The organism is Sphingobium amiense, assembly GCF_003967075.1.
GTDB classification, from domain to species: domain Bacteria; phylum Pseudomonadota; class Alphaproteobacteria; order Sphingomonadales; family Sphingomonadaceae; genus Sphingobium; species Sphingobium amiense.
On record NZ_AP018664.1, the window covers coordinates 1,322,153 to 1,348,019 of the forward strand.

The 25,867-nt window shown below is 63.7% G+C and carries 24 protein-coding genes; 10 read left to right on the forward strand and 14 right to left on the reverse strand.

The window, feature by feature from the left end; translation table 11 throughout:
• The first annotated feature begins 31 nt into the window (after window positions 1-31).
• The 4 genes from SAMIE_RS06325 (at window position 32) to SAMIE_RS06340 (ending at window position 5,239) form a co-directional block, all read left to right on the forward strand.
• Window positions 32-1,081, forward strand: a complete 1,050-nt coding sequence (locus SAMIE_RS06325) for an efflux RND transporter periplasmic adaptor subunit (RefSeq protein ID WP_030090334.1) — start codon at window positions 32-34, stop codon at window positions 1,079-1,081.
• On the forward strand, window positions 1,078-4,284 hold the full coding sequence (locus tag SAMIE_RS06330) for an efflux RND transporter permease subunit (RefSeq protein ID WP_030090335.1): 3,207 nt from the start codon (window positions 1,078-1,080) through the stop codon (window positions 4,282-4,284). The genes SAMIE_RS06325 and SAMIE_RS06330 overlap by 4 nt, the downstream gene beginning before the upstream one ends.
• The gene (locus tag SAMIE_RS06335) at window positions 4,281-4,604 is read left to right on the forward strand and encodes an ArsR/SmtB family transcription factor (RefSeq protein ID WP_030090336.1); all 324 of its coding nucleotides are present in this window, start codon (window positions 4,281-4,283) and stop codon (window positions 4,602-4,604) included. The genes SAMIE_RS06330 and SAMIE_RS06335 overlap by 4 nt, the downstream gene beginning before the upstream one ends.
• Window positions 4,605-4,696: 92 nt before the next feature.
• Window positions 4,697-5,239 (forward strand): Tll0287-like domain-containing protein, encoded by a 543-nt coding sequence (locus tag SAMIE_RS06340; protein ID WP_231746296.1) that lies wholly within the window; start codon window positions 4,697-4,699, stop codon window positions 5,237-5,239.
• Window positions 5,240-5,335: 96 nt separating this feature from the next.
• Here SAMIE_RS06340 and SAMIE_RS06345 read toward each other — a convergent pair whose 3' ends face one another.
• The 6 genes from SAMIE_RS06345 to SAMIE_RS06370 all read right to left on the reverse strand — a co-directional run bounded on the left by SAMIE_RS06345 (window position 5,336) and on the right by SAMIE_RS06370 (window position 10,253).
• Window positions 5,336-5,884 carry a cytochrome b gene (locus SAMIE_RS06345; protein WP_030090338.1) on the reverse strand — a complete coding sequence of 183 codons (549 nt, stop codon included), beginning with the start codon at window positions 5,882-5,884 and terminating at the stop codon, window positions 5,336-5,338.
• A gap of 96 nt (window positions 5,885-5,980) precedes the next feature.
• On the reverse strand, window positions 5,981-6,286 hold the full coding sequence (locus SAMIE_RS06350) for an alkylphosphonate utilization protein (RefSeq protein ID WP_030090339.1): 306 nt from the start codon (window positions 6,284-6,286) through the stop codon (window positions 5,981-5,983).
• A gap of 28 nt (window positions 6,287-6,314) precedes the next feature.
• Complete coding sequence (locus SAMIE_RS06355; RefSeq protein WP_030090340.1) at window positions 6,315-7,007, reverse strand: DUF1275 family protein; 693 nt, start codon at window positions 7,005-7,007, stop codon at window positions 6,315-6,317.
• A 9-nt stretch (window positions 7,008-7,016) separates the two neighbouring features.
• Window positions 7,017-8,213, reverse strand: a complete 1,197-nt coding sequence (gene bktB / locus SAMIE_RS06360) for a beta-ketothiolase BktB (RefSeq protein WP_030090341.1) — start codon at window positions 8,211-8,213, stop codon at window positions 7,017-7,019.
• 52 nt (window positions 8,214-8,265) lie between these two features.
• Window positions 8,266-9,942 carry a SulP family inorganic anion transporter gene (locus SAMIE_RS06365; protein WP_037446394.1) on the reverse strand — a complete coding sequence of 559 codons (1,677 nt, stop codon included), beginning with the start codon at window positions 9,940-9,942 and terminating at the stop codon, window positions 8,266-8,268.
• On the reverse strand, window positions 9,939-10,253 hold the full coding sequence (locus SAMIE_RS06370; RefSeq protein WP_030091389.1) for a helix-turn-helix domain-containing protein: 315 nt from the start codon (window positions 10,251-10,253) through the stop codon (window positions 9,939-9,941). Before SAMIE_RS06370 ends, SAMIE_RS06365 begins: the two co-directional genes overlap by 4 nt.
• A 408-nt stretch (window positions 10,254-10,661) precedes the next feature.
• Here SAMIE_RS06370 and SAMIE_RS06375 point away from each other — a divergent pair, with 408 nt between their 5' ends.
• From SAMIE_RS06375 to zapE, 3 genes are all read left to right on the forward strand, one after another.
• The gene (locus SAMIE_RS06375; RefSeq protein WP_030091390.1) at window positions 10,662-12,239 is read left to right on the forward strand and encodes a phosphoenolpyruvate carboxykinase; all 1,578 of its coding nucleotides are present in this window, start codon (window positions 10,662-10,664) and stop codon (window positions 12,237-12,239) included.
• 46 nt (window positions 12,240-12,285) lie between these two features.
• Window positions 12,286-12,723, forward strand: a complete 438-nt coding sequence (locus SAMIE_RS06380) for a DUF983 domain-containing protein (RefSeq protein ID WP_051743820.1) — start codon at window positions 12,286-12,288, stop codon at window positions 12,721-12,723.
• Window positions 12,724-12,856: 133 nt separating this feature from the next.
• Window positions 12,857-14,002 carry a cell division protein ZapE gene (zapE, locus tag SAMIE_RS06385; protein WP_030538179.1) on the forward strand — a complete coding sequence of 382 codons (1,146 nt, stop codon included), beginning with the start codon at window positions 12,857-12,859 and terminating at the stop codon, window positions 14,000-14,002.
• Between the two features lie 233 nt (window positions 14,003-14,235).
• Here zapE and SAMIE_RS06390 read toward each other — a convergent pair whose 3' ends face one another.
• From SAMIE_RS06390 to SAMIE_RS06415, 6 genes are all read right to left on the reverse strand, one after another.
• Window positions 14,236-14,652 (reverse strand): ferritin-like domain-containing protein, encoded by a 417-nt coding sequence (locus tag SAMIE_RS06390; RefSeq protein ID WP_030091393.1) that lies wholly within the window; start codon window positions 14,650-14,652, stop codon window positions 14,236-14,238.
• 85 nt (window positions 14,653-14,737) lie between these two features.
• Window positions 14,738-15,217 carry a Dps family protein gene (locus tag SAMIE_RS06395; protein ID WP_021246237.1) on the reverse strand — a complete coding sequence of 160 codons (480 nt, stop codon included), beginning with the start codon at window positions 15,215-15,217 and terminating at the stop codon, window positions 14,738-14,740.
• 22 nt (window positions 15,218-15,239) lie between these two features.
• Window positions 15,240-16,028: a TlpA disulfide reductase family protein gene (locus SAMIE_RS06400; RefSeq protein WP_030091394.1), complete on the reverse strand. Its 789-nt coding sequence runs from the start codon at window positions 16,026-16,028 to the stop codon at window positions 15,240-15,242.
• Window positions 16,029-16,040: 12 nt separating this feature from the next.
• Window positions 16,041-16,151, reverse strand: a complete 111-nt coding sequence (gene cydX / locus SAMIE_RS06405) for a cytochrome bd-I oxidase subunit CydX (RefSeq protein ID WP_030091395.1) — start codon at window positions 16,149-16,151, stop codon at window positions 16,041-16,043.
• Between the two features lie 14 nt (window positions 16,152-16,165).
• Window positions 16,166-17,314 (reverse strand): cytochrome d ubiquinol oxidase subunit II, encoded by a 1,149-nt coding sequence (gene cydB / locus SAMIE_RS06410; protein ID WP_030091396.1) that lies wholly within the window; start codon window positions 17,312-17,314, stop codon window positions 16,166-16,168.
• A 12-nt stretch (window positions 17,315-17,326) separates the two neighbouring features.
• Complete coding sequence (locus SAMIE_RS06415) at window positions 17,327-18,913, reverse strand: cytochrome ubiquinol oxidase subunit I (protein WP_030091397.1); 1,587 nt, start codon at window positions 18,911-18,913, stop codon at window positions 17,327-17,329.
• A 90-nt stretch (window positions 18,914-19,003) separates the two neighbouring features.
• Between SAMIE_RS06415 and cydD the strand changes: the two genes are divergently transcribed.
• The 3 genes from cydD (at window position 19,004) to SAMIE_RS06430 (ending at window position 23,610) form a co-directional block, all read left to right on the forward strand.
• Window positions 19,004-20,587, forward strand: a complete 1,584-nt coding sequence (gene cydD / locus SAMIE_RS06420) for a thiol reductant ABC exporter subunit CydD (protein ID WP_030091398.1) — start codon at window positions 19,004-19,006, stop codon at window positions 20,585-20,587.
• On the forward strand, window positions 20,584-22,200 hold the full coding sequence (locus SAMIE_RS06425; RefSeq protein WP_030091399.1) for an amino acid ABC transporter ATP-binding/permease protein: 1,617 nt from the start codon (window positions 20,584-20,586) through the stop codon (window positions 22,198-22,200). Before cydD ends, SAMIE_RS06425 begins: the two co-directional genes overlap by 4 nt.
• A 162-nt stretch (window positions 22,201-22,362) precedes the next feature.
• The gene (locus tag SAMIE_RS06430; protein ID WP_021246244.1) at window positions 22,363-23,610 is read left to right on the forward strand and encodes an MgtC/SapB family protein; all 1,248 of its coding nucleotides are present in this window, start codon (window positions 22,363-22,365) and stop codon (window positions 23,608-23,610) included.
• Between the two features lie 162 nt (window positions 23,611-23,772).
• Here SAMIE_RS06430 and SAMIE_RS06435 read toward each other — a convergent pair whose 3' ends face one another.
• Together SAMIE_RS06435 and SAMIE_RS06440 are read right to left on the reverse strand one after the other, a co-directional pair.
• Window positions 23,773-24,015, reverse strand: coding sequence for a YdcH family protein (locus SAMIE_RS06435; RefSeq protein WP_030091400.1), 243 nt, complete (start codon window positions 24,013-24,015; stop codon window positions 23,773-23,775).
• 91 nt (window positions 24,016-24,106) lie between these two features.
• Window positions 24,107-25,708: an MBL fold metallo-hydrolase gene (locus tag SAMIE_RS06440; protein ID WP_030091401.1), complete on the reverse strand. Its 1,602-nt coding sequence runs from the start codon at window positions 25,706-25,708 to the stop codon at window positions 24,107-24,109.
• Window positions 25,709-25,867: the final 159 nt, after the last annotated feature.

Genomic DNA, 25,867 nt, shown 5'->3' on the forward strand with positions numbered 1-25,867 from the left:
AAGAGAACCAAAAAAGAGGGGTATCGGCGGCATGATGAGCGGCAGGGGCAAGTGGCTCTGGTTGGCGGGCGCCGCGCTGGCGCTGTCGGCATGCGGGAGCAAGCCGGAGCAGGAGCAGGCGGCGGCGACGCTACCCGCCGGGGAAACTCTGCGGCTCGCCGCAACCGAAATCCCGGACATGAAGGTAGTCGGCGCGGAGATCGCCACGCGCGACCAGGCCGAAGTGCTCGCCCGCATCCCCGGCATCCTCACGTCGCTTTCCGTCCGTGCCGGCGACACGGTGCAAAAGGGCCAGCGGATCGGCATGATCGTCGATTCGCGGCTCGGCTATGAGACAAGCGCCTATGGCGCCCAGACCGCCGCCGCCCAGGCCGAAGCCGCGCGGACCAATGCCGATCTCGCCCGCATTCGCGATCTCTATGGCCAAGGCGTCTATGCCAAGGCGCGCCTGGATCAGGCCGTTGCGGCCGCGCGCGCGGCCGATGCGCAGGTTGCTGCCGCTCGGGCGCAGCAGGGCGCAAGCGTCAGCGTCGCGGGGCAGGGGGCGGTGATCGCCCCGGCGAGCGGTCGGGTGCTTCGCGCCGATATTCCCGCCGGATCACCGGTGGCGCCGGGCATGTCGATCGCGACGGTTACCGCGGGGCCGCCGGTGCTGCGGTTGATGCTGCCGGAGTCGGTTGCCGGACAGGTCCATCCCGGTGCGCGCGTGATCGTCAATGAAGCGGATATGCCGTCCGGGCAGCGCGAAGGCAGTGTGGCGCAGGTCTATCCCGCGATCACTGGCGGCCAGGTCCGCGTCGATGCGACTTTGCCTGGGCTTTCCACCCAATTCATCGGCCGCCGCGTGAGCGCGTCGGTCGAGATCGGCACGCGCAAGGCGCTGGTCGTGCCGCGCTCCTTCATCACCACGCGCTATGGCATGGATCAGGTGCAGATCGTCGCGGAAGGCAAGCGGCTCAGCATGGTGCCGGTCCAGATCGCGCCGACGGCCGATCCCGCCCTGGTCGAGATATTGAGCGGTGCGGCCGCCGGCGACGTGCTGTTCGCCCCCGGTAAGCCGGCCAAGGCTCCGCGGCCATGAATCTCGGTGTTTCCGGTCGCCTCACCAGGGCCACTATCGCTTCCCCCCTGACGCCGCTGTTTCTGCTGGCGGCGATCGCTGTCGGTCTGCTGGCTCTTCTTTCCATCCCAAGGGAGGAGGAACCGCAGATCAGCGTGCCGATGGTGGACATTCAGGTGATGGCGCCCGGCCTGTCCGCCGCCGATGCGACCGAGCTGGTGGGCATTCCGCTCGAAACCATCGTCAAGAGCGTCGACGGGGTGGAGCATGTCTATACCCAGGCGCAGGACGATGGCGTAATGGTGACGGCGCGCTTCCTCGTCGGGTCGAACCCGGAGGATGCAGCGATCCGCATCGAGGAGAAGCTGCGCGCCAATTGGGATCGTAAGCCGGTCGGCATCCCCGATCCCAAGGTGACGGTGCGCGGCATTAACGACGTTCCCGCTGTCGTCCTGACCCTTGCCCCCAAGCCCGGCGCGGCAGGGCAGTGGAACGATGCCAGCCTCTACGAACTCGCCGCGAAGCTGCGCACCGAGATCGCCAAGGTCGACAATGTCGGGATCAGCTTCCTCGTCGGTGGCCGCCCCGAGGAAATCCGCATTGCGCCCGATCCGGCCAGGCTCCGCCAGTATGGCGTGCCGCTGGGGAGCGTGATCGAGGCCGCGAGCCAGGCCAATCGGTCCTTTCCGCTGGGTAATATCCGCGAGGACGGCAAGGCGGTCGGCGTCACGGCGGGCCGCACCCTGTCATCGGCGCAGGAGGTCGGACTTCTGACCGTGCGCTCTGCCTCCGGCTCGCCCGTCTATCTGCGCGACGTTGCCAGCGTAACGCAGGGGCCGCGCGAGGATCAGGCGCGGGCGTGGCGCTGGGCGAAGGAGGAAAACGGCAAGTGGCATAGCGCCCCCGCCGTCAGCATCGCCTTCGCCAAGCGCGCCGGCGCCAATGCCGTGGTGGTGTCCGATGCGATCCTCGAGCGCGTCGAGAGCCTGAAAGGCAAGCTCATCCCCGATGACGTCACGGTCGCCGTCACCCGCAACTATGGCGAGACGGCGAACGAGAAGGCCAACGAGCTGCTGTTCCATCTGGCGCTGGCGACCGTCTCCATCGTCGTGCTGATCGGCTTCGCGATCGGGTGGCGCGAGGCGGGCGTGACCGCCGTGGTCATTCCGACGACGATCCTGCTGACCATGTTCGCCTCGAACCTCATGGGCTACACCATCAACCGCGTCAGCCTGTTCGCGCTGATCTTCTCGATCGGCATCCTCGTCGACGACGCGATCGTCATGATCGAGAATATCGCGCGCCATTGGGCGATGGACGATGACCGCAACCGTACCCAGGCCGCGATCGAGGCGGTGGCGGAGGTCGGCAATCCCACGGTGGTCGCGACATTGACCGTGGTTGCGGCGCTGCTGCCGATGCTGTTCGTTTCCGGCCTGATGGGCCCCTACATGGCTCCCATCCCGGTCAATGCGTCGGCGGCGATGATCTTTTCCTTCTTCGTCGCCGTGGTCATTGCGCCGTGGCTGATGATCCGTTTTGCCCGCAAGACGCTCGGCTCTGGCCACGGCCATGACGAGAGCGGCGGCAAGCTGGGGCAGCTCTATGCCCGTGTCGCGCATCGCGTCATCGATACGAAGAAGTCCGCCCGCAATTTCCTGATCGCGGTGGGCGTGGCGACACTGGTCGCCTGCTCGATGTTCTATTTCAAGGCCGTTACCGTGAAGCTGCTGCCCTTCGACAACAAGTCGGAGGTTCAGGTCGTGGTCGATATGCCCGAAGGCACCGCGCTCGAAAACACGGGCCGCGTGCTGGAAGATGTTGCCGGCGTGGTGCGAGGCTTGCCCGAAGCGACGGCGATGGAGGCCTATGTCGGCACATCGGCGCCGTTCAACTTCAACGGCCTTGTCCGCCATTATTTCCTGCGCTCGCAGCCCGAGCAGGGCGATGTGATGGTGACGCTGCTGCCCAAGGGGGATCGCAGCCGGTCCAGCCATCAGATTGCGCTCGACCTGCGCCAGCGGCTGAAGGCGCTGCGCTTGCCCAATGGCGCATCTATCAAGGTGGTCGAGACGCCTCCAGGACCGCCCGTCCTCGCGACCCTGCTGGCCGAGGTCTATGGCCCCGACGAAGTCACGCGCCAGAAGACAGCGTCCGAGCTGGAAAAGATCTTCAAGTCCGTCCCCTTCATCGTCGACGTGGACAACAGCTTCGGCGAGGCGCGCCCGAAGCTCCGCCTCGACGTGCAGCGCGACCGGCTCGATTATTACGGCCTTTCCCAGCGGCAGGTCGCCGACAGCATCGGTATGCTCATGGGGAGCCAGACTGTCGGCTACGCGCCGCGCGGCGATGGCCGCAGCCCACTACCGATTACAATCGCGCTGGAACAGAAGGACCGCAGCTGGACGCAAGCCTTGTCGAGTATGCCTGTCGCACAGACGCCGGGCGGCCAGCTCATCGACCTTGGCGCGGTGGTCGAAGCGCGCACCGAGACGGGGAGTCCTGCGATCTTCCGCCGTGACGGTCGATATGCCGACATGGTCACGGCCGAGCTGGCCGGAGCCTATGAAGCGCCGATCTACGGCATGATCGAAGTGAACCGCGCGGTCGATGCCTATGACTGGGCGGCCAAGGGCCTCCAGAAGCCGGAAATCCGTCTCAACGGTCAGCCCGAGGATGAGAGCGTGCCGTCCCTGCTCTGGGATGGCGAATGGGAGATCACCTGGGTCACGTTCCGCGACATGGGCGGCGCCTTCATGGTCGCGCTGCTGGCGATCTACATCATCGTCGTCGCGCAGTTCAAAAGCTTCCGCCTGCCGCTCGTGATCCTGACGCCGGTGCCGCTCACGCTGGTCGGGATCGTCATTGGCCACATGCTGTTCCGTGCACCGTTTACGGCAACCTCGATGATAGGGTTCATCGCGCTCGCCGGTATCATCGTGCGCAACTCGATCCTGCTGGTCGACTTCATCCGCCATTCGGCCACGCCGGACAAATCGCTGCGCGACGTGCTGCTGGAAGCCGGCACGATCCGGTTCAAGCCGATCGTTCTCACGGCCGCCGCGGCGATGATTGGCGCGGCCGTGATCCTGACCGATCCGATCTTTCAGGGTTTGGCGATCTCGCTGCTGTTCGGCCTTGCGTCCTCGACGCTGCTGACCGTGCTGGTTATTCCGGCCATTTACATCGTGCTTCGAGATGATGGGAAACCCGCGACCAGATGATGCCGCTTGAGACGCCCCTTGCACAACTCGCCGAGCACGCCGCCCATGCGGCGAGCGTGCTGAAGCTGCTGGCCAATGAACAGCGTCTGCTGATCCTGTGCCGGCTGACCCAGGGCGAATTCTCCGTCGGGGAGATGGTGGAGTTGTGCGGGCAATCGCAATCCAGCGTGTCCCAGCATCTGGGGAAATTGCGAGAAGGGGGTCTGGTCAAGACCCGGCGCGAGGCGACGACGATCTACTACAGCCTTGCTGACAGCGACGTCCGCAAGTTGATCGACATGCTCTGCGATCGCTTCGGTCCCGGTGCTGGACAATCCTGAGAAATCCGATGCGACGCGCCGTCCTTCCGCTCCTGTCCATGGTCTCTCTCGGGGCTTGCGCCTCGAATGAGCCGCCGTCGGATCCGGCGGTGATGGTGCAGGAGGCACAAGCGCGCTCCGATATCCTGGCCGACCGCTTCCAGAAGGAATTATTGAGCGCGCTGACCGCCGCGATGGCGGCGGATGGTCCGCAAGGCGCGATCAGCGTCTGTTCGAGCATAGCGCCCGCGCTCGCCGCGCAGATCTCCGAGGAAAGCGGAGCGACCGTCCGGCGCACGGCGCTGCGCACGCGTAATCCCGCTGCCAGTCCTGACGCTACCGAACGCCGCGTCATGGAGAGCTGGGCCGCCGCGCCGTTTGGCGTCGACGGCAAGCCCAGGCGCTGGTCGGCGTATGAGGGCGGGCAATATCGCTATATGCGCGCCATACCGACCATGCCCATGTGCCTCGCTTGCCATGGCGAGAATGTCGCCCCGGAGGTGATGGCGGCGATCCGCGCGCATTATCCCGCAGATCAGGCGACGGGTTTTGCTTCCGGCCAGCTTCGGGGCGCCTTTTCGATCCGGTGGGAGGAGGCAGCCCTGGCGCGTGCGATCAAAGGCGGGGAGGGCGCGCAGCGAGGTCTGCACCCATGACGATCTTGCGCGCGCTTGCGCTGGCCCGATTTTACAGCGCTGCGGCAGCTGTCGCCTACCGCTCAGCGGCGCCGTGATCGCCAGAGTGCTTTGCCATCAGGTTCGGCCCGGCAGCATTCGGCGCAAGGTATCATCCTTGACGATGTAATGATGGAAGAGAGCGGCAAGGGCGTGAAAGCCGATCAGGAAATATCCGATGGTCCCGACTGTCTCGTGCCAATCCTTCATCTGTCCCGCCAGGGCTTTGCTCTGGCCGACAAGAGCCGGCAGTTCCAGACCGAAGAATGGAATCGGCTTGCCCGACGCACTCAGGATCACCCAGCCCGCCAAGGGCATCGCCAGCATGAACGCGTAGAGTGCGAGATGCGTCGCATTGGCTAAAAGCGTCTGCCATGACGGCGGTTCCGGCGTGATCGGGGGGGTGCGCTGGCTGAGGCGTGCCAGCAGGCGGATGATCGCCAGCGCCAGAACGGTGAGTCCGAGTATGAAATGCCAGGTTTTCAGCCCCTCGCGGATGTCGGTTCCCTTGGGATAGTTCTCCCGCAGGAGAATGGTAGCGTAAACGACCGAGATCAGCAGCACCATGAGCCAGTGCAGAGTGATCGACAGGGAAGAGAAGCGGTTACGGATATCGGTTGTACTCATGGCGAACCTCCCATCAATTTTCATATTGCCAGCGAGATGAGAAAAATGCCTTGATCCTTCTCAAGAAGCTTTGCGCCGAACAACCGCAATAACCGGTCAGCTGCGCTTGCGGACAAATTCCGCACGAAGCACCAAACCTTTGATGCCTTCATACCGGCAGTCGATTTCCTGCGGGTCATCCGTGAGGCGGATCGACTTTATCAGCGTTCCCCGCCTCAGAGTCTGGCCGGCGCCCTTGACGACCAGATCCTTGATCAACGTGACCTGGTCGCCGTCGGCAAGCAGGTTGCCCACGGCATCGCGGACTTCGATCCGGTCCGCGGTGGCGCGCCGTTCCTTCAGTTCGGATGCAGCCATCCATTCACCGGATTCTTCATCGTAGACATATTCATCTTCGCTCATGGAGTTCTCCATCGGTCAGGAATGTGCGTCAGGCACCGAACAGATCGCGTTCAATCAGCCAGGCGCGCATTGCCAGCAATGCGGCGACGAGGGCAGCCACGGCAAAGGCTCTGGCGTCGAGCGTGATCCACGCAACAGCGCCTGCAAGCCCGCCAATAAGGAAGACCAGCCAAAAGGATGCATGCAAGCCAAGCTGGCGATAGTTCGCGTGATGCCGTCCGCCGGCCAATGCCTCCCCGAACCGCACGACCTGCGTGGAGGGCGAAATAGCCTCCTGCAGGTCGGGATCATCCCTCTCAAAAGTGCAATGAGCACTACCCATGGCCATCGCGATCAGCACGGCCGGGATGATCGCCAGATGCGAGAGGAATGTCAGATAGGCGGCGGCCAACGCGATTGCGGTACAAACGAGCGCGATTGTGCGCCGGTACCGGCCTAGCCAGTGCGTAATCAAGGTCGTGAGGACCACACCCCCCACGAAGCTGAAGATCATTCCGCCCACAAATTTCGTGATACCAAAGCCACCGGGAAGGCTCGTGCCCAGAACAGTGGCGTTGGCCTCGGGCGAGGCAAGGAAGACGTGCCCGAATGCCAGAAAGCCGGCTGCATTGATCGCGCCGGCAAGGGCCGCCAGCATGGCGGCCAGTTGGACCAGCGCGCGCTGCGCTCTGCCGATATCCAGGGAGCTGGGCCGTCTGCCTGTCCGATCCGGTTCGCTCATGCTCGCCTCTTACGCATCCTGGCTCGGCAATCGCTCGATCACGAGTGCAATGCCTTGTCCGCCGCCAATGCACATGGTCACAAGCCCGTAGCGGCCGCCAATACGCTCGAGCTCGTAAAGCGCCTTGATGGTGATGATGGCGCCGGTTGCCCCGACGGGATGCCCAAGTCCAATGCCGCTGCCATTGGGATTGACCTTCTCGGGCGGGAAATCGAGCAGTTTGGCGACCGCGCAAGCCTGCGCGGCAAAAGCCTCGTTCGCCTCGATCACGTCGATGTCGTCAAGCGATAGTCCGGCCCGCTTGAGGGCGATGGGCACGGCTTCGACGGGACCGAGCCCCATCACTTCGGGGGCAACACCGGCATGTCCCCAGCTTACAACCCTGGCGCGGGGTGTCAGGCCGTGTCTCTCGGCGGCGGCGGCGGAAGCCAGCACCAGAGCCGCGCCAGCGTCGTTGATGCCGCTGGCGTTGCCCGCCGTTACGGTCCCGCCATCCTTGCGGAAGATGGGCGTGAGTGCGCCGAGGCCTTCGCTGGAAACGTCGGTGCGCACATGCTCGTCGGCCTCGAACATAAAGGTGCCGCTACGGCCCTTGACCTCGACGGAAACGATCTGCTCGCGAAAACGGTCTTCCTGCTGTGCTCTTGCTGCCCGGCGATGGCTTTCGGCCGCCAGCGCGTCCTGCTCGGCCCGGGTGATGCCATGACGTTCGGCAACGTTCTCGGCAGTGACCCCCATGTGACCTGCACCGAACGGATCGCTCAGCGTCGCGTTCATCGCGTCGATCATCATTTCATCGCCCATCCTGCGCCCCCAGCGCAGGCCCTTGAGAACGTGTGGGGATTGGCTCATGCTCTCGACACCGCCAGCAACGGCGATGTCACACTCGGCCAATGCGATCATTTGGGCGGCGGAAATAATCGCCTGCACACTCGATCCGCAAAGGCGGTTCAGGGTGAGCGCCGGGGTCCGATCGGGAATCCCCGCCGCGATAGCGGCAATTCGCGAGACATATGCATCGCTGGGTTCGCTTTGAATGACCTGGCCAAGGACAACATGCTCGACATGGCCTGGTTCGATTCCGGCCCGCTTGATGGCTTCGGCAATGACGATGCGGCCAAGCTCCCACGGCGCGACGTCCTTAAGGCTGCCTCCAAAATCCCCGATAGCGGTGCGCACACCCGACAGGATCACGACGTCGTTCAAATTTCCTTCCTTTCGACAATATGTTCGCCCGAACCGCAGCAGGGTGCGCCGATCAGTGCGGCTGAGTTTTGGGCGCTTCGAGCAAGCTGACCGCGAGCGACTGGGCGCTGGCGAAGTCCGCGGCATAGAAAAGCTTGTCCGAACCAGCTTCCAGGTGAACGCGCGCAAGCATCGACTTCGGTTGCGGCTGCACGCCGGACAACACGACCGTTGCGCCGGCGACGCGCGCTTGTTCGATGAACTGTTCGAGCGCCTGGACGCCGCTTGCATCGAGCAGGGGAACGAGCCGCATGCGCAGGATGATGACTTTGGGCGACTGACCGACGCGGCGCAGCGTATCGAGCAGTTCGCCTGCTACGCCGAAGAAGAACGGGCCGGTGATCCGGAACACCTCGACACCCTCCGGCAACGCGTCGCGCTGGTGAACGTCTTCGGAATCGAGATCGATGTCCTGCCGGCCGCTGCTGTCGACCTCGACAGCCTCGCTCATGCGGGCCATGAAGAGGAGCGAGGCCAGAGTTACGCCGACGCCGATTGCGACGGTGAGATCCACCAGTACCGTCAGGCCGAATGTCAGTAGCAGCACGGCCCGGTCGCTGTTGGGCATGTGCAGCAAGGCAATGAACCGCTCATATTCACTCATGCCCCAGGCGACCATGAACAGGATCGCGGCAAGCGCGGCCATGGGTACGAATGCCATCAGGTCCGTGGCGAACAGGATGAACAGAAGAAGGAACACGGCATGCATGATTCCGGCAACCGGGGTTCTGGCCCCGGAGCGGATATTGGTGGCGGTACGCGCAATCGCGCCCGTCGCGGGTAGCCCACCGAACAGGGCGGATCCGATATTGGCGACGCCCTGGCCGATCAATTCCTGGTTGGAGCGATGCCGCGTTCCGGCCATGCCATCGGCGACGACGGCCGACAGCAGGGCTTCGATGCCGGCGAGAAATGCAATGGTGAATGCCGAAGGCATCACCGCATTGATCTTGGCGAAGGTGAATTCCGGCAGGGACGGCATCGGCAGGCCGGAAGGAATGTCCGGGAAGCGGGAGCCGATAGTGTCGACCGGGAGCTTGAGCAGAGCGACGGCGAGGGAACTTACCACGACCGCGATCAGGAACCCGGGCAGTCTGGGCGCGAGTTTGCGCAGCACGATGATGGTCGCAAGTGCTCCGACCCCGACGCCTAGAGTTGCCCAACTGGTGCTCGGCAGAGCGGCGAGATAGGACTGCCATTTGGGCAGGAACTCAGCCGGGACCTCGGTCATCGAGAGCCCGAGGAAGTCCTTCACCTGACTCGAGGCAATGATAACGGCGATCCCCGCGGTGAATCCGGTGACGACCGGATGGGGGATGAATTTGATCATCTGCCCGAGGCGAAACGCACCGGCGGCAATGAGGATGATGCCTGCCAGGAGCGTCGCGATCAGCAGCCCATCATAGCCGTGCTGGGCGATAACATTGAAAATGACGACGACAAAGGCGCCCGTGGGTCCGCCGACCTGGACCCGCGATCCGCCGAGCGCGGAAATCAGGAACCCCGCCACCACGGCCGTGACAAGCCCCTTGTCGGGAGAAGCGCCGCTGGCGATGCCCAGGGCCATGGCAAGAGGCAGCGCGACGATCGCGACCGTCAGGCCCGCTATGGCGTCGGCGCGGAAGGTCTGAGCGGTGTACCCTTCGCGCAAGGTCGTGATGAGCTTGGGCGTATAGGCTTTCGCGCTCACCTGACCGGTTCCTCCGCCTTGTCATAGAGAAGCGACTGCCCCTGGCCGCCGGACTTTCCCGCGGTCGTTTCGCGCAGACGCACACCGCGGCCCACGCCCGTGCTGGGCGCATTCTCGCCCAGCAGTTCGATGCCTGCGCCTTCCAGCGCGGTGATCACCTTGACCAGCGTGTCGACCACACCGCGCACTTGGCCATCGGATGATTCCATGCGCTGGATGGTCGGCAGGGAGAGGCCGGCCAGCGCGGCGAGCTGGCGTTGATCAAGTCCGAGGAGGGCGCGCGCGGCGCGCATTTGCTGCGACGTGATCATGTTGGCTCCATGATGTTTAATACATCAAATATCACTCTTAACAAATTAGGAGGGAGTTGTATATGTGCATTGTACCGGATAATCGATCACACGCGCTTTGTCGGGGTGAGGTATTTCCGCGTCTGAGAAAGCCGATGGTCTTGAGGGCTGCGACCTTCGAGCCTCCAGATCGGAGATGAGCAAATGATCGTGGAGAAAAAGCACCGCCGCAAAGGTGCAGGTCGACAGGCGCCGCCATCGGATGCCCCGGCGGCGGCGAGTCCGGTGTCGCAACCCGATCGTCTTCGGCGCCCGAAGCTCAGGCTGAAACTTCCCGTCGGAACAGGTTCGGGCGACGCCCGATCCGCCTGCTTCCTTCCAACCCGATCCGAAAGGCCACACAGCAAAATCACGCAGATCCCCGCAGCTTTGGACATCACGGTCAAATCCGGTGGGACGCTTCACGAAAATCTCGATACGCCCGAACTCGTCGAGATCGCCTTGCGGCGCGGTGAAGGCCGCCTGTCCGAGCATGGCGCCTTCGTGGTTGAAACCGGAAAACATACCGGCCGTTCGGCCCAGGACAAATTCATCGTCCGTGATGAGGTCACCAGGGATGATGTCTGGTGGGGGGCTTCCAACAAGCCGATGTCGGAAGAAGCCTTCGCCAATCTGCGCGAGGATTTCCTCAAGCATCTTGCCGCACTCGACGACGTCTTCGTCCAGGATCTGTTCGGCGGCTCGCAGCCGGAATTCCGTGTCGGAGTCCGGGTCGTCACGGAACTGGCCTGGCACTCGCATTTCGTGCGCACCATGCTGGTTAGGCCGACGGCGGATGAACTCACGCATTTCACGGCGGATTACACCATCATCGACTTGCCCGGCTTCCGCGCCGATCCCGAACGCCATGGCTGCCGGTCGGAAACCATCATCGCGATCGATTTCACCCACCGGCTGATCCTGATCGGCGGCACCGGCTATGCCGGCGAGATGAAGAAGGCGGTGTTCTCGGTGCTGAACTATGTGCTGCCGCAAAAGGGCGTCATGCCGATGCATTGTTCGGCGAACATCGGTCCCGATGGCGACACCGCGATCTTCTTCGGCCTCTCGGGCACCGGCAAGACCACTTTGTCCGCTGATGTTTCGCGCACGCTGATCGGCGACGACGAGCATGGCTGGTCGGACAGCGCCGTCTTCAATTTCGAAGGCGGCTGCTACGCCAAGATGATCCGTCTCTCGGCCGAGGCGGAGCCTGAAATCCATGCGACCACCCGCCGCTTCGGTACGATCCTCGAGAATGTCGTCATGGATCCGGAAACCCGCGCACTCGACCTCGACGACGCCTCGCTCGCCGAGAACAGCAGGGGCGCCTATCCGATCCACTTCATCCCCAATGCCTCCGCCGAGAACATGGGGCCGGTGCCGAAGAACATCATCATGCTGACGGCCGATGCCTTCGGCGTGCTCCCGCCCATCGCGAAGCTAACGCCCGAACAGGCGATGTATCATTTCCTGTCCGGCTACACAGCCAAGGTCGCGGGCACCGAACTCGGTGTCACCGAACCCGAAGCGACGTTCTCGACCTGCTTTGGCGCGCCGTTCATGCCGCGGCATCCCAGCGTCTACGGCAATCTGCTTCGCAAGCGTATCGCCGCGGGGAATGTCGATTGCTGGCTGGTCAACACCGGCTGGACCGGCGGCCAATATGGAACGGGATCGCGGATGCCGATCAAGGTGACGCGCGCACTGCTCAATGCTGCGCTTTCCGGGACTCTCGAAGGCGCACAGTTCCGCACCGATCCCAACTTCGGCTTCGTGGTCCCCGTTGCTGTAGAGGGTGTGGATTCGAGTATTCTCGACCCGCGTTCCACCTGGGCTGATGGGGCCGCCTATGACGGCACGGCGCGTTCCCTGGTCGACCGCTTCAAGCGCAACTTCACGCAGTTTGTCGCTCATGTCGACGAAAGCATCCGCGCGGCGGCCCCTCCCGGATGGTTCGATGCCTGACCTCATCCGGTTCCCCTTTGACAAGTTTCACGAAAAGCCAGAATCCATGCCCGCTCATGAACAGGGATCGGTAACCGGCAAGCTTGTCTTGCCGGTCACAGGTTGGGCCGCGATCCTGCGCGGGTTGCGCGGGCGATGCCCCCGGTGCGGCGAGGCGCGCCTGTTCATGCGGTTCCTGAAACCGATCCCTCATTGCCCGCAATGCGGCCAGGACTGGACGCATCAGCAAGCTGATGATTTCCCGGCCTATGTCTCGATCTTCGTGACGGGGCATCTGATGGCGCCGCTCATTATCGCCGTGACCAGTCGCGCGGAAATGTCCGTGCCGATGTTGATGGCGATCCTGCTTCCGTTGGCGTTGCTCCTGATGGTCGGGCTGCTTCAGCCCGCCAAGGGAGCCATCATTGCCTTGCAGTGGTGGTTCGGCATGCATGGGTTTCGCAGGGAACGCCCGGGAGCAATTCCGGACGACGCCGATACATGATCTTCAGCTTCGGCCGTGGCCAGTCTCGAGATTGACCAGGGTATGAGGCTGTCGGGCCGATGCGCGACTTCTCAAATTCAACTTTTTGCCGGAGAACTTTGTCTTGCCTCAGAGCAAAGTCCTGACGCGTTACGTGAACGCCATTTCAACGGGTCAGCTGCGCCCTGACGACGCCCAGCGGCAGGTCGCTCTGCGTTTCGGCAAGGCGGTTGCGGAATTGGAAGCACAGGCGCGCCGTCAGGGCCTCCTGTCGCGTTTCGTCAGGCGCAAACCCGATCCCGTGCGGGGAGTCTATCTCTGGGGAGGGGTCGGCCGCGGCAAATCGATGCTGATGGATCTCTTCTTCGACTGCGTCGAGATCGCCGGGAAACGGCGCGTCCACTTCCACGAGTTCATGCAGGAGGTGCATGACCGGCTACGCTCCGAACGCGCCAAGGAGACCGGCGATCCGATATTGCCGGTCGCCGATGCCATCGCGGCCGAAGCGCGGCTGATCGCCTTCGACGAAATGATCGTAACCAATTCGGCTGACGCGATGATCCTGTCGAGGCTGTTTACCCGGATCATCGGACATGGCGTTACCGTGGTCGCTACATCCAACCGGCCGCCTCAGGACCTCTACAAGAACGGCCTCAACCGCGAACATTTTCTGCCATTCATCGCGCTCCTCAAGGATCGGCTCGATGTGCTCACCCTGGATGGGCCGACTGACTATCGCATGCAGCGCCTTGGAGGGTTCCAGACCTGGCACGTGCCCAATGGCGATGCGGCGACGGAAGCCCTGAGCCGGGCGTTCTTCCGGTTGACCGATTTTCCGGTCGAGGACCGGGAGCATGTTCCCTCCGAAACACTGGCAATCAAGGGCGGACGAGAACTGTTCGTGCCCAAGTCGCTGAAAGGCGTGGCCGTCTTCTCATTCAAGCGGCTATGCGGCGAACCGCGCGGCATTCCCGATTATCTTGCATTGGCCTACCGCTATCACACCGTGATCCTGGTCGGGATCCCCGTTCTCGACGCAAACCGGAAATCGGAAGCGGCGCGATTCAAGACACTGATCGACGCCTTCTATGAAAATGGCGTCAAGCTGCTGGCTTCCGCCGATCGCGAACCCGACGCGCTGTATTGCGCGGCAGACGACGCCTTCGAGTTCGAGCGGACGATCTCGCGCCTCAACGAAATGGGATCGCAGGACTATCTCGCCCGCGGTCATGGAGTGAGCGACGAGGTCGCGCTCGCCGAGGTTCAGCGTCCATCGAGAACACAAAGGCTTATGGAATGATTCCGAAACCGGATCTCAAGCCGGCAGTCCGAAACAGCGATGTCTATCTGAACAGACGTGATGTGTGCCTCGCCGAGGCGAAGGAAATGTACGAGAAAGCGCAGCTGTTCGAGGAACGCCAAAGGCGCTGACGCCGACAGGTCATGCCTCGCGCCCTCTGTCGATGCCATCCACCGTCGATTACGGATCCCAAAAGCAGCCTGTGCCTGAGTGATCGCGATTGAGGGAGGCCGTCACGAACGGCGATCGCGTTCCCGCTCCAGGCATTGCCTGAAAGCTGGAAGGTGGCGCTCGCGCGAGGCGGCCTGCAGGTTTTCCATCACCTGGCGCGCCGCGGGGTCGTCGACCATCGGGATCAGCCGGTCGTAAAGCGCGATATTCTCGATCTCGCCCTGGACCGCGCTTTCGCAAGCCTGCGCGAGAGAAGCTGGTGCCGCCACTTTCCCCGTCCATGGATCGGGCGGTACGTCGATGCCCAGCCGGGCAAGCTGGCGCTCAAGTGCGGCGGCATGGCGCTGTTCGGCCTCTATGATGTTGGAAAAGGGCCGGACAGGGCCGAACTTTTCGATCACGGCGGCATAGGTCGCCTCCGCCTTCCGCTCGTCTTCGAGCGCATCGAGGAGGATGTTTGCCAGCTTTGACGTAGCCAAGGTCTCGTCCTTTCAATGGCGGCAGTTCGCTAACGGCCCCGGCCTCGCAGAGATTGCGCGGCCGGGGCCAGTCGTTGAGCGTGTCTTACTCTTCGAGCAGGGCGCGCAGCATCCATGCGGCCTGCTCATGCACGCCGATCCGTTGGGTGAGCAGGTCCGCGGTCGGCTCGTCGCTCGCCTTCTCGACCAGAGGGAACAGCGTGCGCGCCGTGCGGGCGGCCGCTTCATGCCCCTTGGCGAGGATGTCGACCATGTCGAGCGCCTTCGGCGGCACTTCCGGCGCGTCGGGCAGGGAACTGAGTTTGGCGAACTGCGCGTAGGAACCGGGTGCGGGCTGTCCGAGCGAGCGGATGCGTTCGGCGATCGGGTCGATCGCGTTCCACAACTCGGTATATTGCGTCATGAACATGGCATGGAGGCTGTTGAACATCGGCCCGGTCACGTTCCAGTGAAAGTTGTGCGAGGTCAGATAGAGAGTGTAGGTGTCCGCCAGGAGGCGGCTCAGGCCTTCGCAAATCGCAACCCGATCTTCCTCGCCGATTCCAATATTCACTTGTCTGGTCATGGTCTTCTCCTTGATCGAAACTCTACTTCAGATCGCGTAGTCCCGCGAGCAGGGCGGCCCGCGAGATTTCACCGACATGGAGCGCACGGATCACGCCTTTGCTGTCGACGAACAGCGTCGCGGGAAGCCCGGCCGAGCCGGTCGCGGCAGCTATGCGCAGGTCGCGGTCGAGATGGACGTGCGCCGCTTCAAGGCGCTTGCTGTCCAGCCACGCACGTACGTTGTCTGCATCCTCGCCCTGATTGACAAGCAGGATCGGCACGGCCGAGTGTGCCGCTTCTACGACCATCATCGGCATTTCACGCTGGCACGGCGGGCACCAGGTTGCCCAGAGATTGACGACGAACGGCTTGCCCCGGCGATCGTCGAGCAGGCTCGTTCCGCTGTCCAGCGACTGGAGAACGATTCCTTGCGGTAGAGGTCGCTGCGCCGAGGCAAGGGCCGCTGCCGTGGCGCCGGATGTGACCGCGACGCAGCCCGCGAAGACGAGTGTCAAAGGTGCTAGGGCGCGAGATCGCCGTAGTGACACGCCCAGCACGATTGCGGCAGTCACCAGACCGGGGAGCGGCGAGAAACCTCCTTGCCAGACATAGAGGATGGTTGCGGGTTCGATGGCGAAGGCATGCCAGTTCTGCGCCACAAAACCCGCGCGAGCTGCAACGAGGCCAGCGAGCAATGCCCGCCACGCGGCCGTATCGCAATCCACGCCGCGACGGCGGCCTATCCAGTTCGCCGCCGCCAGGAAGGCGATGATCCCGAGAATCGCGAACAGCCGTTCCAACGCGAGCGCGAGAGGGCCGATGGCAATCATGATCCGTCGCGGTCAGGCCGCAATGTCCTCATCGGGATCGGCGTGGAATTCATGCCACATGCCGTTGAGGATACCGAACCCGACGGCGAGGCCCACGCCCAGAATCCAACTGAAATACCACATGGAAAGTCGTCCTTTCAGTAATAGTCGGGGTTGGTGTCGACATCGCGCAGCGTGATGCGGCCGAACAGGACCTTGTAGACCCAGGCGGTGTAGAGCAGGATGATCGGCAGGAAGATCACCGTCACGGCCAGCATGATGAACAAAGTCACATGGCTGGACGAGGCGTTCCAGACCGTCAGGCTCGAGGCCGGGTCGATCGAACTGGGCAGGATGAACGGGAACATCGAGAGGCCCACGGTCGCGATGATGCCGATCGCGCCGATCGATGAGCCGCCAAAGGCCAGAACCTCGCGGCCCTTGCGGATGCCGATCCACGCCAGCAGCGGCCCCGCGAAGCCGAGGATCGGGGCGATCAGCATCCAGGGATGGGCGCCATAATTGTTGAGCCAGGCCCCCGGCGCCGCGACCGTTCCCGACAGCAGCGGATTGGACGGGCCGAGCGGATCGGCCGCATGGGTCAGGCGGAAGCCCATGCCCATTTTCGCGACCATGACCCCGCCCAGCGCGAACAGCAGGATCGACGCGACCGCCGCGACCTTGCCGAAGGCGCGCGCGCGGTCATGCACGACGCCGCGTTCGATCTTGATCGCAAGCCAGCTCGCGCCGTGCAGCACGATCATGGCGACCGAGAGCAGCCCGGCGACCAGCGAGAACGGATGGAACAGGCCGAGCAGGCTGCCCTCGTAGAAGGAGCGCAGATCGCTATCGAGCCGGAAGGGGATGCCGGTCAGGACATTGCCGACCGCGACGCCGAACACCAGCGCAGGCACGAACCCGCCGACGAACAGCGCCCAATCCCAGCGCGAGCGCCATGTGGCATCGGGCTTCTTCGAGCGGTATTTGAAGCCCACGGGCCGCAGGATGAGCGCGGCGAGGACGAGGAACATGGCCAGATAGAAGCCCGAGAAGCTGACCGCATAGACGAACGGCCAGGCCGCGAAGATCGCGCCGCCGCCGAGGATGAACCAGACCTGGTTGCCTTCCCAGGTCGCGCCGATCGAGTTGATGACGAGACGCCGTTCGGCGTCGGTCTTCGCGACGAAGGGCAGCAGCGCGGCGGTGCCGAGGTCGAAGCCGTCGGTGAGAGTGAAGCCGATCAGGAGGACGCCCATCAGCAGCCACCAGATCAGCCGGAGCGTTTCATAGTCGATGGGAGGTGCCATGACCTGTTCTCCTTATTCGGCAGGGATGGGCGCGTAGCCGCTGTGGGTTTCGGGGGATGGCGCCGGAGGCCGATGCTGGTCCGGTCCCTTGCGGATTGCCGCCAGCATCAGCCGCACTTCGATGACGGCGAGCGCGCCATAGATCACCGTGAACCCGATGATCGTCGTCCAGAGCTGCGCGACGGTCAGGCTCGAGGCGGCAAGGAACGTCGGCAGAACGCCATCGATCGCCCAGGGCTGGCGGCCGATCTCGGCCAGGATCCAGCCAAATTCGATGGCGATCCACGGCAGCGGGATGACCCAGACCGCCGCGCGCAGGAAGGTGCGGCAGAAGCGGCTGTCGCAGTTCAGCTTGCGGATCGAAGCCATCCAGAAGGCGGCGCCGAAGAAGGCGATGAAGAAGAAGCCGAGGCCGGCCATCACCCGGAACACCCAGAACATCACCGGGACATTGGGCACGGTCGACCATGCGGCCTTTTCGATGTCCTGGGGCGTGGCTTGCCGCGGATCGGCGACGAAGCGTTTCAGCAGCAGGGCATAGCCAAGATCGGCCTTGGCTTCCTCGAATGCCTCGCGCGCGACCATGTCCTTCTGGTCCACCTTCAGCTTTTCCACCGCATCATAGGCCTTGATGCCGTTCTCGATGCGGTCCTGCGCCCTGGCGACCAGTTCGAAGATGCCGGAGACTTCGCCCGTCAGGCTGCGCGTGGAGATGAGACCGAGCACATAGGGGATCTTGACCTCGAAATAGGTCTCGCGGTCGGCGACGCTGGGAAAGCCGACAACGGCAATGCCCGCGGGCGCGGGCTCAGTGTGCCACATGGCCTCGAGCGCGGCGAGCTTCATCTTCTGGTTATCGGTCAGCGCGTAGCCGCTTTCGTCGCCGAGCACGACGACCGACAGCGACGAGGCAAGGCCGAAGGCGGCGGCGACCGTGAAGCTGCGCCGCGCGACCGCGACCCACTTGCCCTTGAGCAGATACCAGGCCGAGACGCCCAGCACGAAAACGGAGGCGCAGACATAGCCCGCGCTCACCGTATGGACGAACTTCGCCTGCGCGACCGGATTGAACAGCACCGCCATGAAGTCGGAGACTTCCATCCGCATCGTTTCGGGATTGAAGCGCGATCCCACCGGATTCTGCATCCAGCCATTGGCGACGAGGATCCACAGCGCCGATAGGTTCGAGCCGAGAGCCACCATGAAGGTGGTGAGCAGATGCCCGACCCTGGACAGCTTGTCCCATCCGAAGAACATGAGGCCCACGAACGTCGCTTCGAGGAAGAAGGCCATCAGCCCTTCGATGGCGAGCGGCGCGCCGAAGATGTCGCCGACATAATGCGAATAGTAGGACCAGTTGGTGCCGAACTGGAATTCCATGGTAATGCCGGTAGCGACGCCCAGCACGAAGTTGATACCGAACAGCTTGCCCCAGAAGCGCGTGACGGTGCGCCAGATCTCACGGCCCGTCATCACATAGATGCTCTCCATGATGACGAGGATGAAGGAGAGGCCGAGCGTCAGGGGGACGAACAGGAAATGGTAGAGAGCCGTCAGGGCGAATTGGAGGCGTGAAAGCTCGATCACAGCCATGTCCATGGCAAGACTCCTTGCGTTCCGGCCCGGCTTCCATGGGTGTCCTGAGTCGGTTGAAAAGATTATGATTATTCGTTACTCGTAATTGAGTATATGAGCAACCCGTTAGATAGACAGGCTGCGGCCCTTTTCTGGATCGGCGACAGCGGCGCGGCGATCCTCATGGCGGCGGCGCTGGCCGGAGCCGTGGCATCAATGGAGCAAGGGGCGGGGCAGGGCCATCTTGCGCTTGCCGCGGGCGGACTGATAGCCGCCGCCCTGCTTCGCGCCGGGATGCAGATCGGTGCGACCAACGCCGGCGAAGCGGCTGCTATGCGCGTCAAGACGAACTGGCGCCAGCGGGTGTATCCAGGCATTCTCGTCGCCGCGCCGGGGGATCGCCGGATGCTGGGCGAGGCGGTCGCCGATGCCGTCGACCGGATCGAGGACCTGGGCGGCTTCCATGCCCGCTTCCTGCCGCTGCGCCGCGCCGCGGTCCTGTCCCCGCTCATAATCGCGATTGCTGCCGTATTTGGGAGCTGGGTCGCCGGCGTGATCATGCTCGCGACGCTGATTCCCTTTGCCATGGGCATGGCGCTCGCAGGAACGGCGGCCGCGCGGGCCGCCGCGCGCCAGCTCGATGCGCTGAGTCGCCTGTCGGGCCTGTTCGTCGACCGGGTGCGCGCGCTCCCGGTGATCGTCGCCTTCGCCGCGCAGGACCGTATCGGCCGCCACCTTGCCGACGCTACCCGCGAGGTCGCCGCGCGCACGATCGATGTGCTCAAGGTCGCCTTCGTGTCGAGCGCGATCATCGAGTTCTTCGCGGCGCTGTCGGTGGCGCTGGTCGCGCTCTATTGCGGCTTCAACCTGCTCGGCATCCTGCCCTTTCCGGCTCCCGAAAAGCTGACCCTGGGCCAAGCCCTGTTTGTTCTTGTCCTCGCGCCGGAATTCTATCTTCCCATGCGCCGCCTTGCCGCCGCCTATCACGACAAGCAGGTCGGGGAGGCTGCGGTGGAACGCCTTGAAGCGCTCGCGCCCGCTTCTCCGCCCGCGCCGAAACCCGCGATCGAAGGGCCGCCAGCGCTGCGCTTTGACGGCGTGGTGATCGACTATGGCGAGACGGCCATCGGTCCCTTCACGCTGGATATCCCGGCGGGCACCAGCCTTGCCCTGCGCGGAAGCACCGGGGTCGGCAAATCGAGCCTGCTCCATGCGCTGCTGGGGCTGGCCCCCATTGGTGGGGGACGGATTCTGGTTGACGGCCGGGATGCGGCCGAGGTTGCGCTTCCCGGCCATGTCGGCTGGGCGGGCCAGACGGTTGCGTTCGTCCCGGGCACGCTGGCCGACAATATCCGTCTTGCGCGTCCCGATGCCGACGATGCGGCAGTCGAAGCCGTGGCCCATCTGGCAGGCCTTGGGCCGATGATCGAAGCGCGCGGACAGGGATTGGCCTTGCCGCTCGATCATCGCGGGTCGGGCCTGTCCGGTGGGGAACGCCGGCGCGTCGGCATCGCGCGCGTGTTGCTCAAGGACGCGCCGCTCTGGCTGCTCGACGAACCGACCGCGGATCTCGACGCGGGATCGGCGGCCGACATCGCCGGGATACTGGCGTCCGCCGCAAAGGGCCGCACGGTCCTGATAGTGACGCACAGCGCCGAGCTGGCCGCGATCGCCACCAAAGAAATGGTGCTTTCATGAGCCGCGCGGATATGGACCTGCTGCTCGCTGAAGCTATCGGCCCCGAACGCCGCGCCTTCCGAATCGCGGGCTTGCTTGCCTCCGCTGCGACAATCGCCGCGGTCCTGCTGCTGGGCCTGTCTGGATGGTTCATCACCGGCGCGGCACTGGCCGGGCTGGGCGGCGTGTTGGCCGCGCAGGGTTTCAACTACCTGGTGCCGAGCGCGATGATCAGGCTGCTCGCGATCGTAAGGACGACGGCGCGTTACGGCGAACGGCTCTATGGCCACCGCGCGGCCTTGATGGCGCTCGCCGCGGTTCGCGCGCGCCTGTTCGACCGCATCCTGTCGGTGCGCGACGTGCGGGCCGTATCGGCGGGCGATGCCGTGACGCGGCTCGTGCAGGACATCGGCGCGCTGGAGGACAATCTGGTCCGTAAGCCGGCATTGCCCGCCGCGTTCGCCGGCGCTGCCATCGGCCTTGCCCTTGCGTGGCTGGCCAGCCCCTGGACGAGCCTTGCCTTGCTGGCGTTGCTTGCCGGTCTTGTCCTCTGGGCGCATCTGGCGACCCCCCGCCTGCTGGCGAGCGCCGCGACCGATATGGCGGAGGCGCTGGCGCGGCTCAAGGCGAGCATGGTGGACTATGCCGCCGCTTCGCCCGAAATCCTTGCCTACGATCTCGCTCCGGCGATCGGGCGAAGCCTCGCGGTCGAGACGGCCGAGTTGGACAGCGCGCGACCTCGGTTCGCGCGCGGCGAAGCGATCATCGATGCGGGCCTCGTGTTGGGTGGGGGCATCGCCATGGGCGCGATGCTGATCTTCTCCCATGCCTCCCTGCCGGTGACGGTCCTTGCCGTGCTGGCGGCGGCGGGCGCGATCGAAGCGCTTTCCGGCTATGTGCGCGGGGTGTCGCGCGGCGCGCTGGTCGCGGCCGCCCTCTCGCGATTGGAGGGCATGGCGGGTCAACCGTCTGCGCCTGTCCGAAAGGCGACGGCATCCATGGCGCCCGCGCGGACCATTGCCTTTGACCGGGACGGCATGAATATCCGGATCATGGCGGGCGAGCGCTTGGGGATTTCAGGCAAATCCGGCAGCGGCAAGACCAGCCTTCTGGAAACGCTCGCTGGTATTCGGCCCGCTGGCGAGCATTGCGGCATTGCTCTTGATGACCAGCTTCTTGCTTCCCTGCCGTCCGAGGACGTGCGAGCGGCATTCGCGCTCTCGCCCCAGGATGCCCAGCTCCTGTCGGGAACCATCCGCGACAATTTGCGTGTGGCGCGCCCCGGCCTCAGCGACGAACGGCTTTGGGCGGCGCTGGAAGTCGCCTGCCTCGCTGTCGATATTCGCGCGATGCCGCATGGGCTTGACCAATGGGTCGGCGACGGCGGAGCGCGGTTGTCGGGCGGCCAGCGCAAGCGGTTGTCGATCGCCCGCGCCTTGCTTGCCGGCAGGCCGTGGCTGCTGCTCGACGAGCCGAGCGAGGGGTTGGACATGGCGACGGAGGCGCGGCTTGCGGGCCACCTCGACGCGTGGCTTCGCGAGACAGGGACCGGAGTCGTGGTGGTGAGTCATCGACCGATTTTCTTGAGTCTCGTCGGCAAGGGTCGAACAATCAACTTGAAGGATCGCCGCTAATATAGGGATATCTGTAGCTGGCCTGGGGGCGGATCGATTTGGCGCGCGTAATCAAATCCATTCAATCCACGTCGCGCATAAGGAGGAGCCTATCTGCCGCGTTCATACTACCGTTCCCGATCGATTACCTTGCCGTGGAGTGATCATTTGATATCGCTTGATATGGAACTGCTTCGTTCGCTTGCTGCGGCGCTCGCGGTAGGCGTGCTGATCGGTATCGAGCGAGGCTGGCGGCAGCGCGAGGCAGCGGATGGCAGCCGGGTCAGCGGTTTGCGCACCTTTGGCCTGCTCGGTCTTGCCGGCGGCCTTGCCAGCCATATGCCCGAAAGCCTTGCGGCGGTAATCGGGCTGGCGGTCACTGCCAGCCTGGTTCTTGGATATCGCAGCGAACAAGCCCGCACGGCCAGCCTGTCCATCACCAATACGTTGGTCGGCATTATCACCTTCGCCTTGGGATATATGGCCGGGCAGGGCCTGGTGAGCGAGACGCTGGCCGTCGCGGCGGTAACCACCTTGATCCTGACGCTCAGGCAGCAATCCCACGCCATGCTCAAAGGGATGAGCCACAAGGAGGTCGAATCGATCGCCACGTTCGCGATCGTCGCGTTGGTCATCCTGCCGCTGCTGCCGGATGCGAGCTACGGCCCCTTTGAGGCCTGGAACCCGCGGCAAATCTGGATGGTCGTCGTCGTCGTGCTCGGACTCTCCTTCGCCGGCTATGTCGCCAGTCGTCGGCTCGGCGCGGACAAGGGGGTCATGATAACCGCTTTGTTCGGGGCATTGGTATCGTCCACGGCGGTCACTGTTGCCTATGCCCGGCGTTTGCGCGCCAATGATGGTCCGCAAGGCCCCTTGATTGCTGGTATTGCGCTCGCCTCGCTCGTGATGTTCGCGCGCGTCCAGATACTCTCTTTTACCCTCATCCCCTACGCCAGCACATCGCTCGCGCTTGCAATGGTTCCGGCTTTCGTCGTCGGCGGTCTGACAACCCTTCTGGCGCTACGCTCCAAGGTGGATGGTGATGGCGCCAGCGAGGTGAAGCTGGGCAATCCGCTGGATTTCGGGCCGGCGCTTCTGCTGGCGGGCGCGGTTGCGTTGATTGCTGTCCCGGCACGTTGGGCGCTCGCGCGGTTCGGCGATCAGGGCATTGTCGTTGTGCTTGGCCTTACGGGCATGTGGGATGTGGACGCAGCCGTACTCACGCTCGCGGGGCTGCCTGAGGATATGCTGAAACCCGACACGGCCGGACTGGTGCTTGCGGTGCCCGTGCTCGCCAACACGATGTGGAAGGCTGTACTCACGCTGGTACTGGCAGGGCCATCAAAGCAAGGCTGGAAGGCGTCCGGCCCACTCTTCGCATCAGTTCTGGCATCTGCTGCCGGTATCGCCGCGCTCATGGTGTTTCGCTAGGAGCGATGAGCGGGCAGCTCGTGACTGGTTCGAAGCTGGTTCAGGTCCATTCCTGAGCGGGGATGCGCGCTTTCGTTGCTGGCCGTGAATTTGTGGCGACGCAGAGCCATGGCCGGCTATTGTCGTAAGGGCCGAACGCGCGGCATCCGGCCCTTGGGCAGATCAGGCGGCCTGCGACAGGGCTTCGGCGATCTGATCCTTGATCGCGAGGCGGCGCTTGCGAAGTTCGGTCTCGTGATCTTGCGAGGTCGGTTCGATATTGGTTTCAGCCACGTGGATTTCGTCATTCACGACATCATAATCGAGAAGAAGCTGCGCGAAGCGAGAGTCCGAAGCCTTCAAGGCGTGAATCTTGTCCATCTGACCGGGGAATTCCTCGCTCAGGGTGTGGGGGGTATTCGACATAATTACTCCTTTGATGAAACTATGATATATAGCGAATTCGCGGGTGGCCGCACCCGTTTATGTCTGGGGCTGGTCACTTTGTTTTCGCCGATCAGCTCGATCGGCTCTTACGATGCTCGCGATAGGCCTGATAGGAATGCAGAATCTCGGCCATGCGGGCGAGTGCCTCGCGCCGGCCCGACGCGCTCTCGATATTCTGCAGTTCTTTTTTCAGATGGGTCGAAAAATCCGCATAGTCATTCTGCCAATCGCGGCCGACAGCCTCCTGTAGTTCCGGCTTTCCGGTCTTCAGGCGCTTGGACGGGGCGCGTGACGGCAGTGAATAGGTTTCCCCGATCTTCGGCGTGACAATCGATGCCGCGGCATCGTCCGCCTGCATCAGGCGGCGGAACGTCTCGATCGAGCCCTCTTCGCCGTGTCCCAGGAACAGGCTGCCATCGATCGGCTTCCGCGCCCTTATCCAGCGCTGCAGATCCTTCTGGTCGGCATGCGCCGAATAAGTGTCGATCCGCCGGATCTGCGCGCGCACCGCGACGTCCTGCCCCCAGATGCGCACGCGGTTCGCGCCATCGAGGATTGTCCGGCCAAGGGTGCCTGCGGCCTGGAAACCGACGAACAGGATCGTCGATTCACGGCGGCCGAGATTGTACCGCAGATGGTGACGGATGCGTCCCGCTTCGCACATGCCGGATGCCGCCATGATGATGGCTCCGGACATGTCGTTGAGCCGCATCGATTCCATCGTGCTGGCAGTGTAGTGGAACGAGGGGTGACGGAAGATTTCACCCGAGCCCATGTCTTCGAGTTCCCCGGCATGTTTGGCGAACACCTCTGTCGCGCGGGTCGCAAGTGGCGAATCGATGAACACCTGCGGATGCGCCAGGCGTCCGGTGTTGATCAGGGTCGCGATATCGAGGAGCAATTCCTGGGTGCGTTCGAGCGCGAAAACGGGAATGACGAGGTTGCCGCCGCGCGTAAGCGCTGCATTGATCTCGGCTTCCAGCAAAGTCCGGCGCTGCTCGATCGTCACGTCCTCGCGGACGCGGTCGCCATAGGTGCTCTCGCAGAACACATGATCGAGTCCTGCCGGACCCTCGGGATCGGCATGAAAGGCCTTGTGGTCTGGACCCAGGTCGCCGGAGAAGAGCAAGTGCACGCCACCGACCTCGATCTCCACGGATGTGGAACCCAGGATATGGCCCGCATTCCACAAGCGCGCCCGAAAACCGGCGGCAGGTGCGAACCAGTCGTGCAGCGCTACTGTCTCGACCTGTTCATAGGCCGCTTTGGAATCCGCTTCGGTATAGATCGGTTCGATCGGCTCCTCGTCCCGGCGATCCTGCCGTCGATTGCGGCGCTCCGCATCGCCCTCCTGAATTCGTCCGGCGTCGGGCAGCATGTAATACAGAAGGTCGCGGGTTTGCGGTGTCGCGAAGATCGGCCCGCGATACCCTTCCGCCGTGAGCCTGGGCAGCAGGCCGCTATGGTCGATATGCGCGTGCGTCAGGACAACGGCGTCGATCTTGCGCACGTCGAACGCGAAGGGGTCGCGATTGAGTGTTTCCAGCGTCCGGGATCCCTGGAACAAGCCGCAATCTATGAGGATCGTCTTTCCGCCATGGCGTAGTTCCATGCAGGAACCAGTGACTGTGCCGGCAGCGCCGTGGAAGGTTATGGTGGGTACGCTACTCATCGGTCCTCTCATTCTCTCGCCGGCGGTCCAATAGGCTGGTTATGCGCGGGTCGCAGGCCAATCATCTGTAAACTCGCCGATCTTCGTCTGTCCTTACGTATGGTTCCGAATTTGATCGGTGAAGCCCGGATCGATAGTGGCGCTGAGATTGATTCCATG

Excerpts from the sequence above, each read along its gene's own strand:
- SAMIE_RS06325 (WP_030090334.1), top strand. The coding sequence starts at position 32 with ATGATGAGCGGCAGGGGCAAGTGGCTCTGGTTGGCGGGCGCCGCGCTG.
- SAMIE_RS06330 (WP_030090335.1), top strand. The coding sequence starts at position 1,078 with ATGAATCTCGGTGTTTCCGGTCGCCTCACCAGGGCCACTATCGCTTCC.
- SAMIE_RS06335 (WP_030090336.1), top strand. The coding sequence starts at position 4,281 with ATGATGCCGCTTGAGACGCCCCTTGCACAACTCGCCGAGCACGCCGCC.
- SAMIE_RS06340 (WP_231746296.1), top strand. The coding sequence starts at position 4,697 with ATGGTGCAGGAGGCACAAGCGCGCTCCGATATCCTGGCCGACCGCTTC.
- SAMIE_RS06345 (WP_030090338.1), bottom strand. The coding sequence starts at position 5,884 with ATGAGTACAACCGATATCCGTAACCGCTTCTCTTCCCTGTCGATCACT.
- SAMIE_RS06350 (WP_030090339.1), bottom strand. The coding sequence starts at position 6,286 with ATGAGCGAAGATGAATATGTCTACGATGAAGAATCCGGTGAATGGATG.
- SAMIE_RS06355 (WP_030090340.1), bottom strand. The coding sequence starts at position 7,007 with ATGAGCGAACCGGATCGGACAGGCAGACGGCCCAGCTCCCTGGATATC.
- SAMIE_RS06370 (WP_030091389.1), bottom strand. The coding sequence starts at position 10,253 with ATGATCACGTCGCAGCAAATGCGCGCCGCGCGCGCCCTCCTCGGACTT.
- SAMIE_RS06380 (WP_051743820.1), top strand. The coding sequence starts at position 12,286 with ATGCCCGCTCATGAACAGGGATCGGTAACCGGCAAGCTTGTCTTGCCG.
- SAMIE_RS06395 (WP_021246237.1), bottom strand. The coding sequence starts at position 15,217 with ATGACCAGACAAGTGAATATTGGAATCGGCGAGGAAGATCGGGTTGCG.
- SAMIE_RS06400 (WP_030091394.1), bottom strand. The coding sequence starts at position 16,028 with ATGATTGCCATCGGCCCTCTCGCGCTCGCGTTGGAACGGCTGTTCGCG.
- cydX (WP_030091395.1), bottom strand. The coding sequence starts at position 16,151 with ATGTGGTATTTCAGTTGGATTCTGGGCGTGGGCCTCGCCGTCGGGTTC.
- cydB (WP_030091396.1), bottom strand. The coding sequence starts at position 17,314 with ATGGCACCTCCCATCGACTATGAAACGCTCCGGCTGATCTGGTGGCTG.
- SAMIE_RS06415 (WP_030091397.1), bottom strand. The coding sequence starts at position 18,913 with ATGGACATGGCTGTGATCGAGCTTTCACGCCTCCAATTCGCCCTGACG.
- cydD (WP_030091398.1), top strand. The coding sequence starts at position 19,004 with ATGAGCAACCCGTTAGATAGACAGGCTGCGGCCCTTTTCTGGATCGGC.
- SAMIE_RS06425 (WP_030091399.1), top strand. The coding sequence starts at position 20,584 with ATGAGCCGCGCGGATATGGACCTGCTGCTCGCTGAAGCTATCGGCCCC.
- SAMIE_RS06430 (WP_021246244.1), top strand. The coding sequence starts at position 22,363 with ATGGAACTGCTTCGTTCGCTTGCTGCGGCGCTCGCGGTAGGCGTGCTG.
- SAMIE_RS06435 (WP_030091400.1), bottom strand. The coding sequence starts at position 24,015 with ATGTCGAATACCCCCCACACCCTGAGCGAGGAATTCCCCGGTCAGATG.
- SAMIE_RS06440 (WP_030091401.1), bottom strand. The coding sequence starts at position 25,708 with ATGAGTAGCGTACCCACCATAACCTTCCACGGCGCTGCCGGCACAGTC.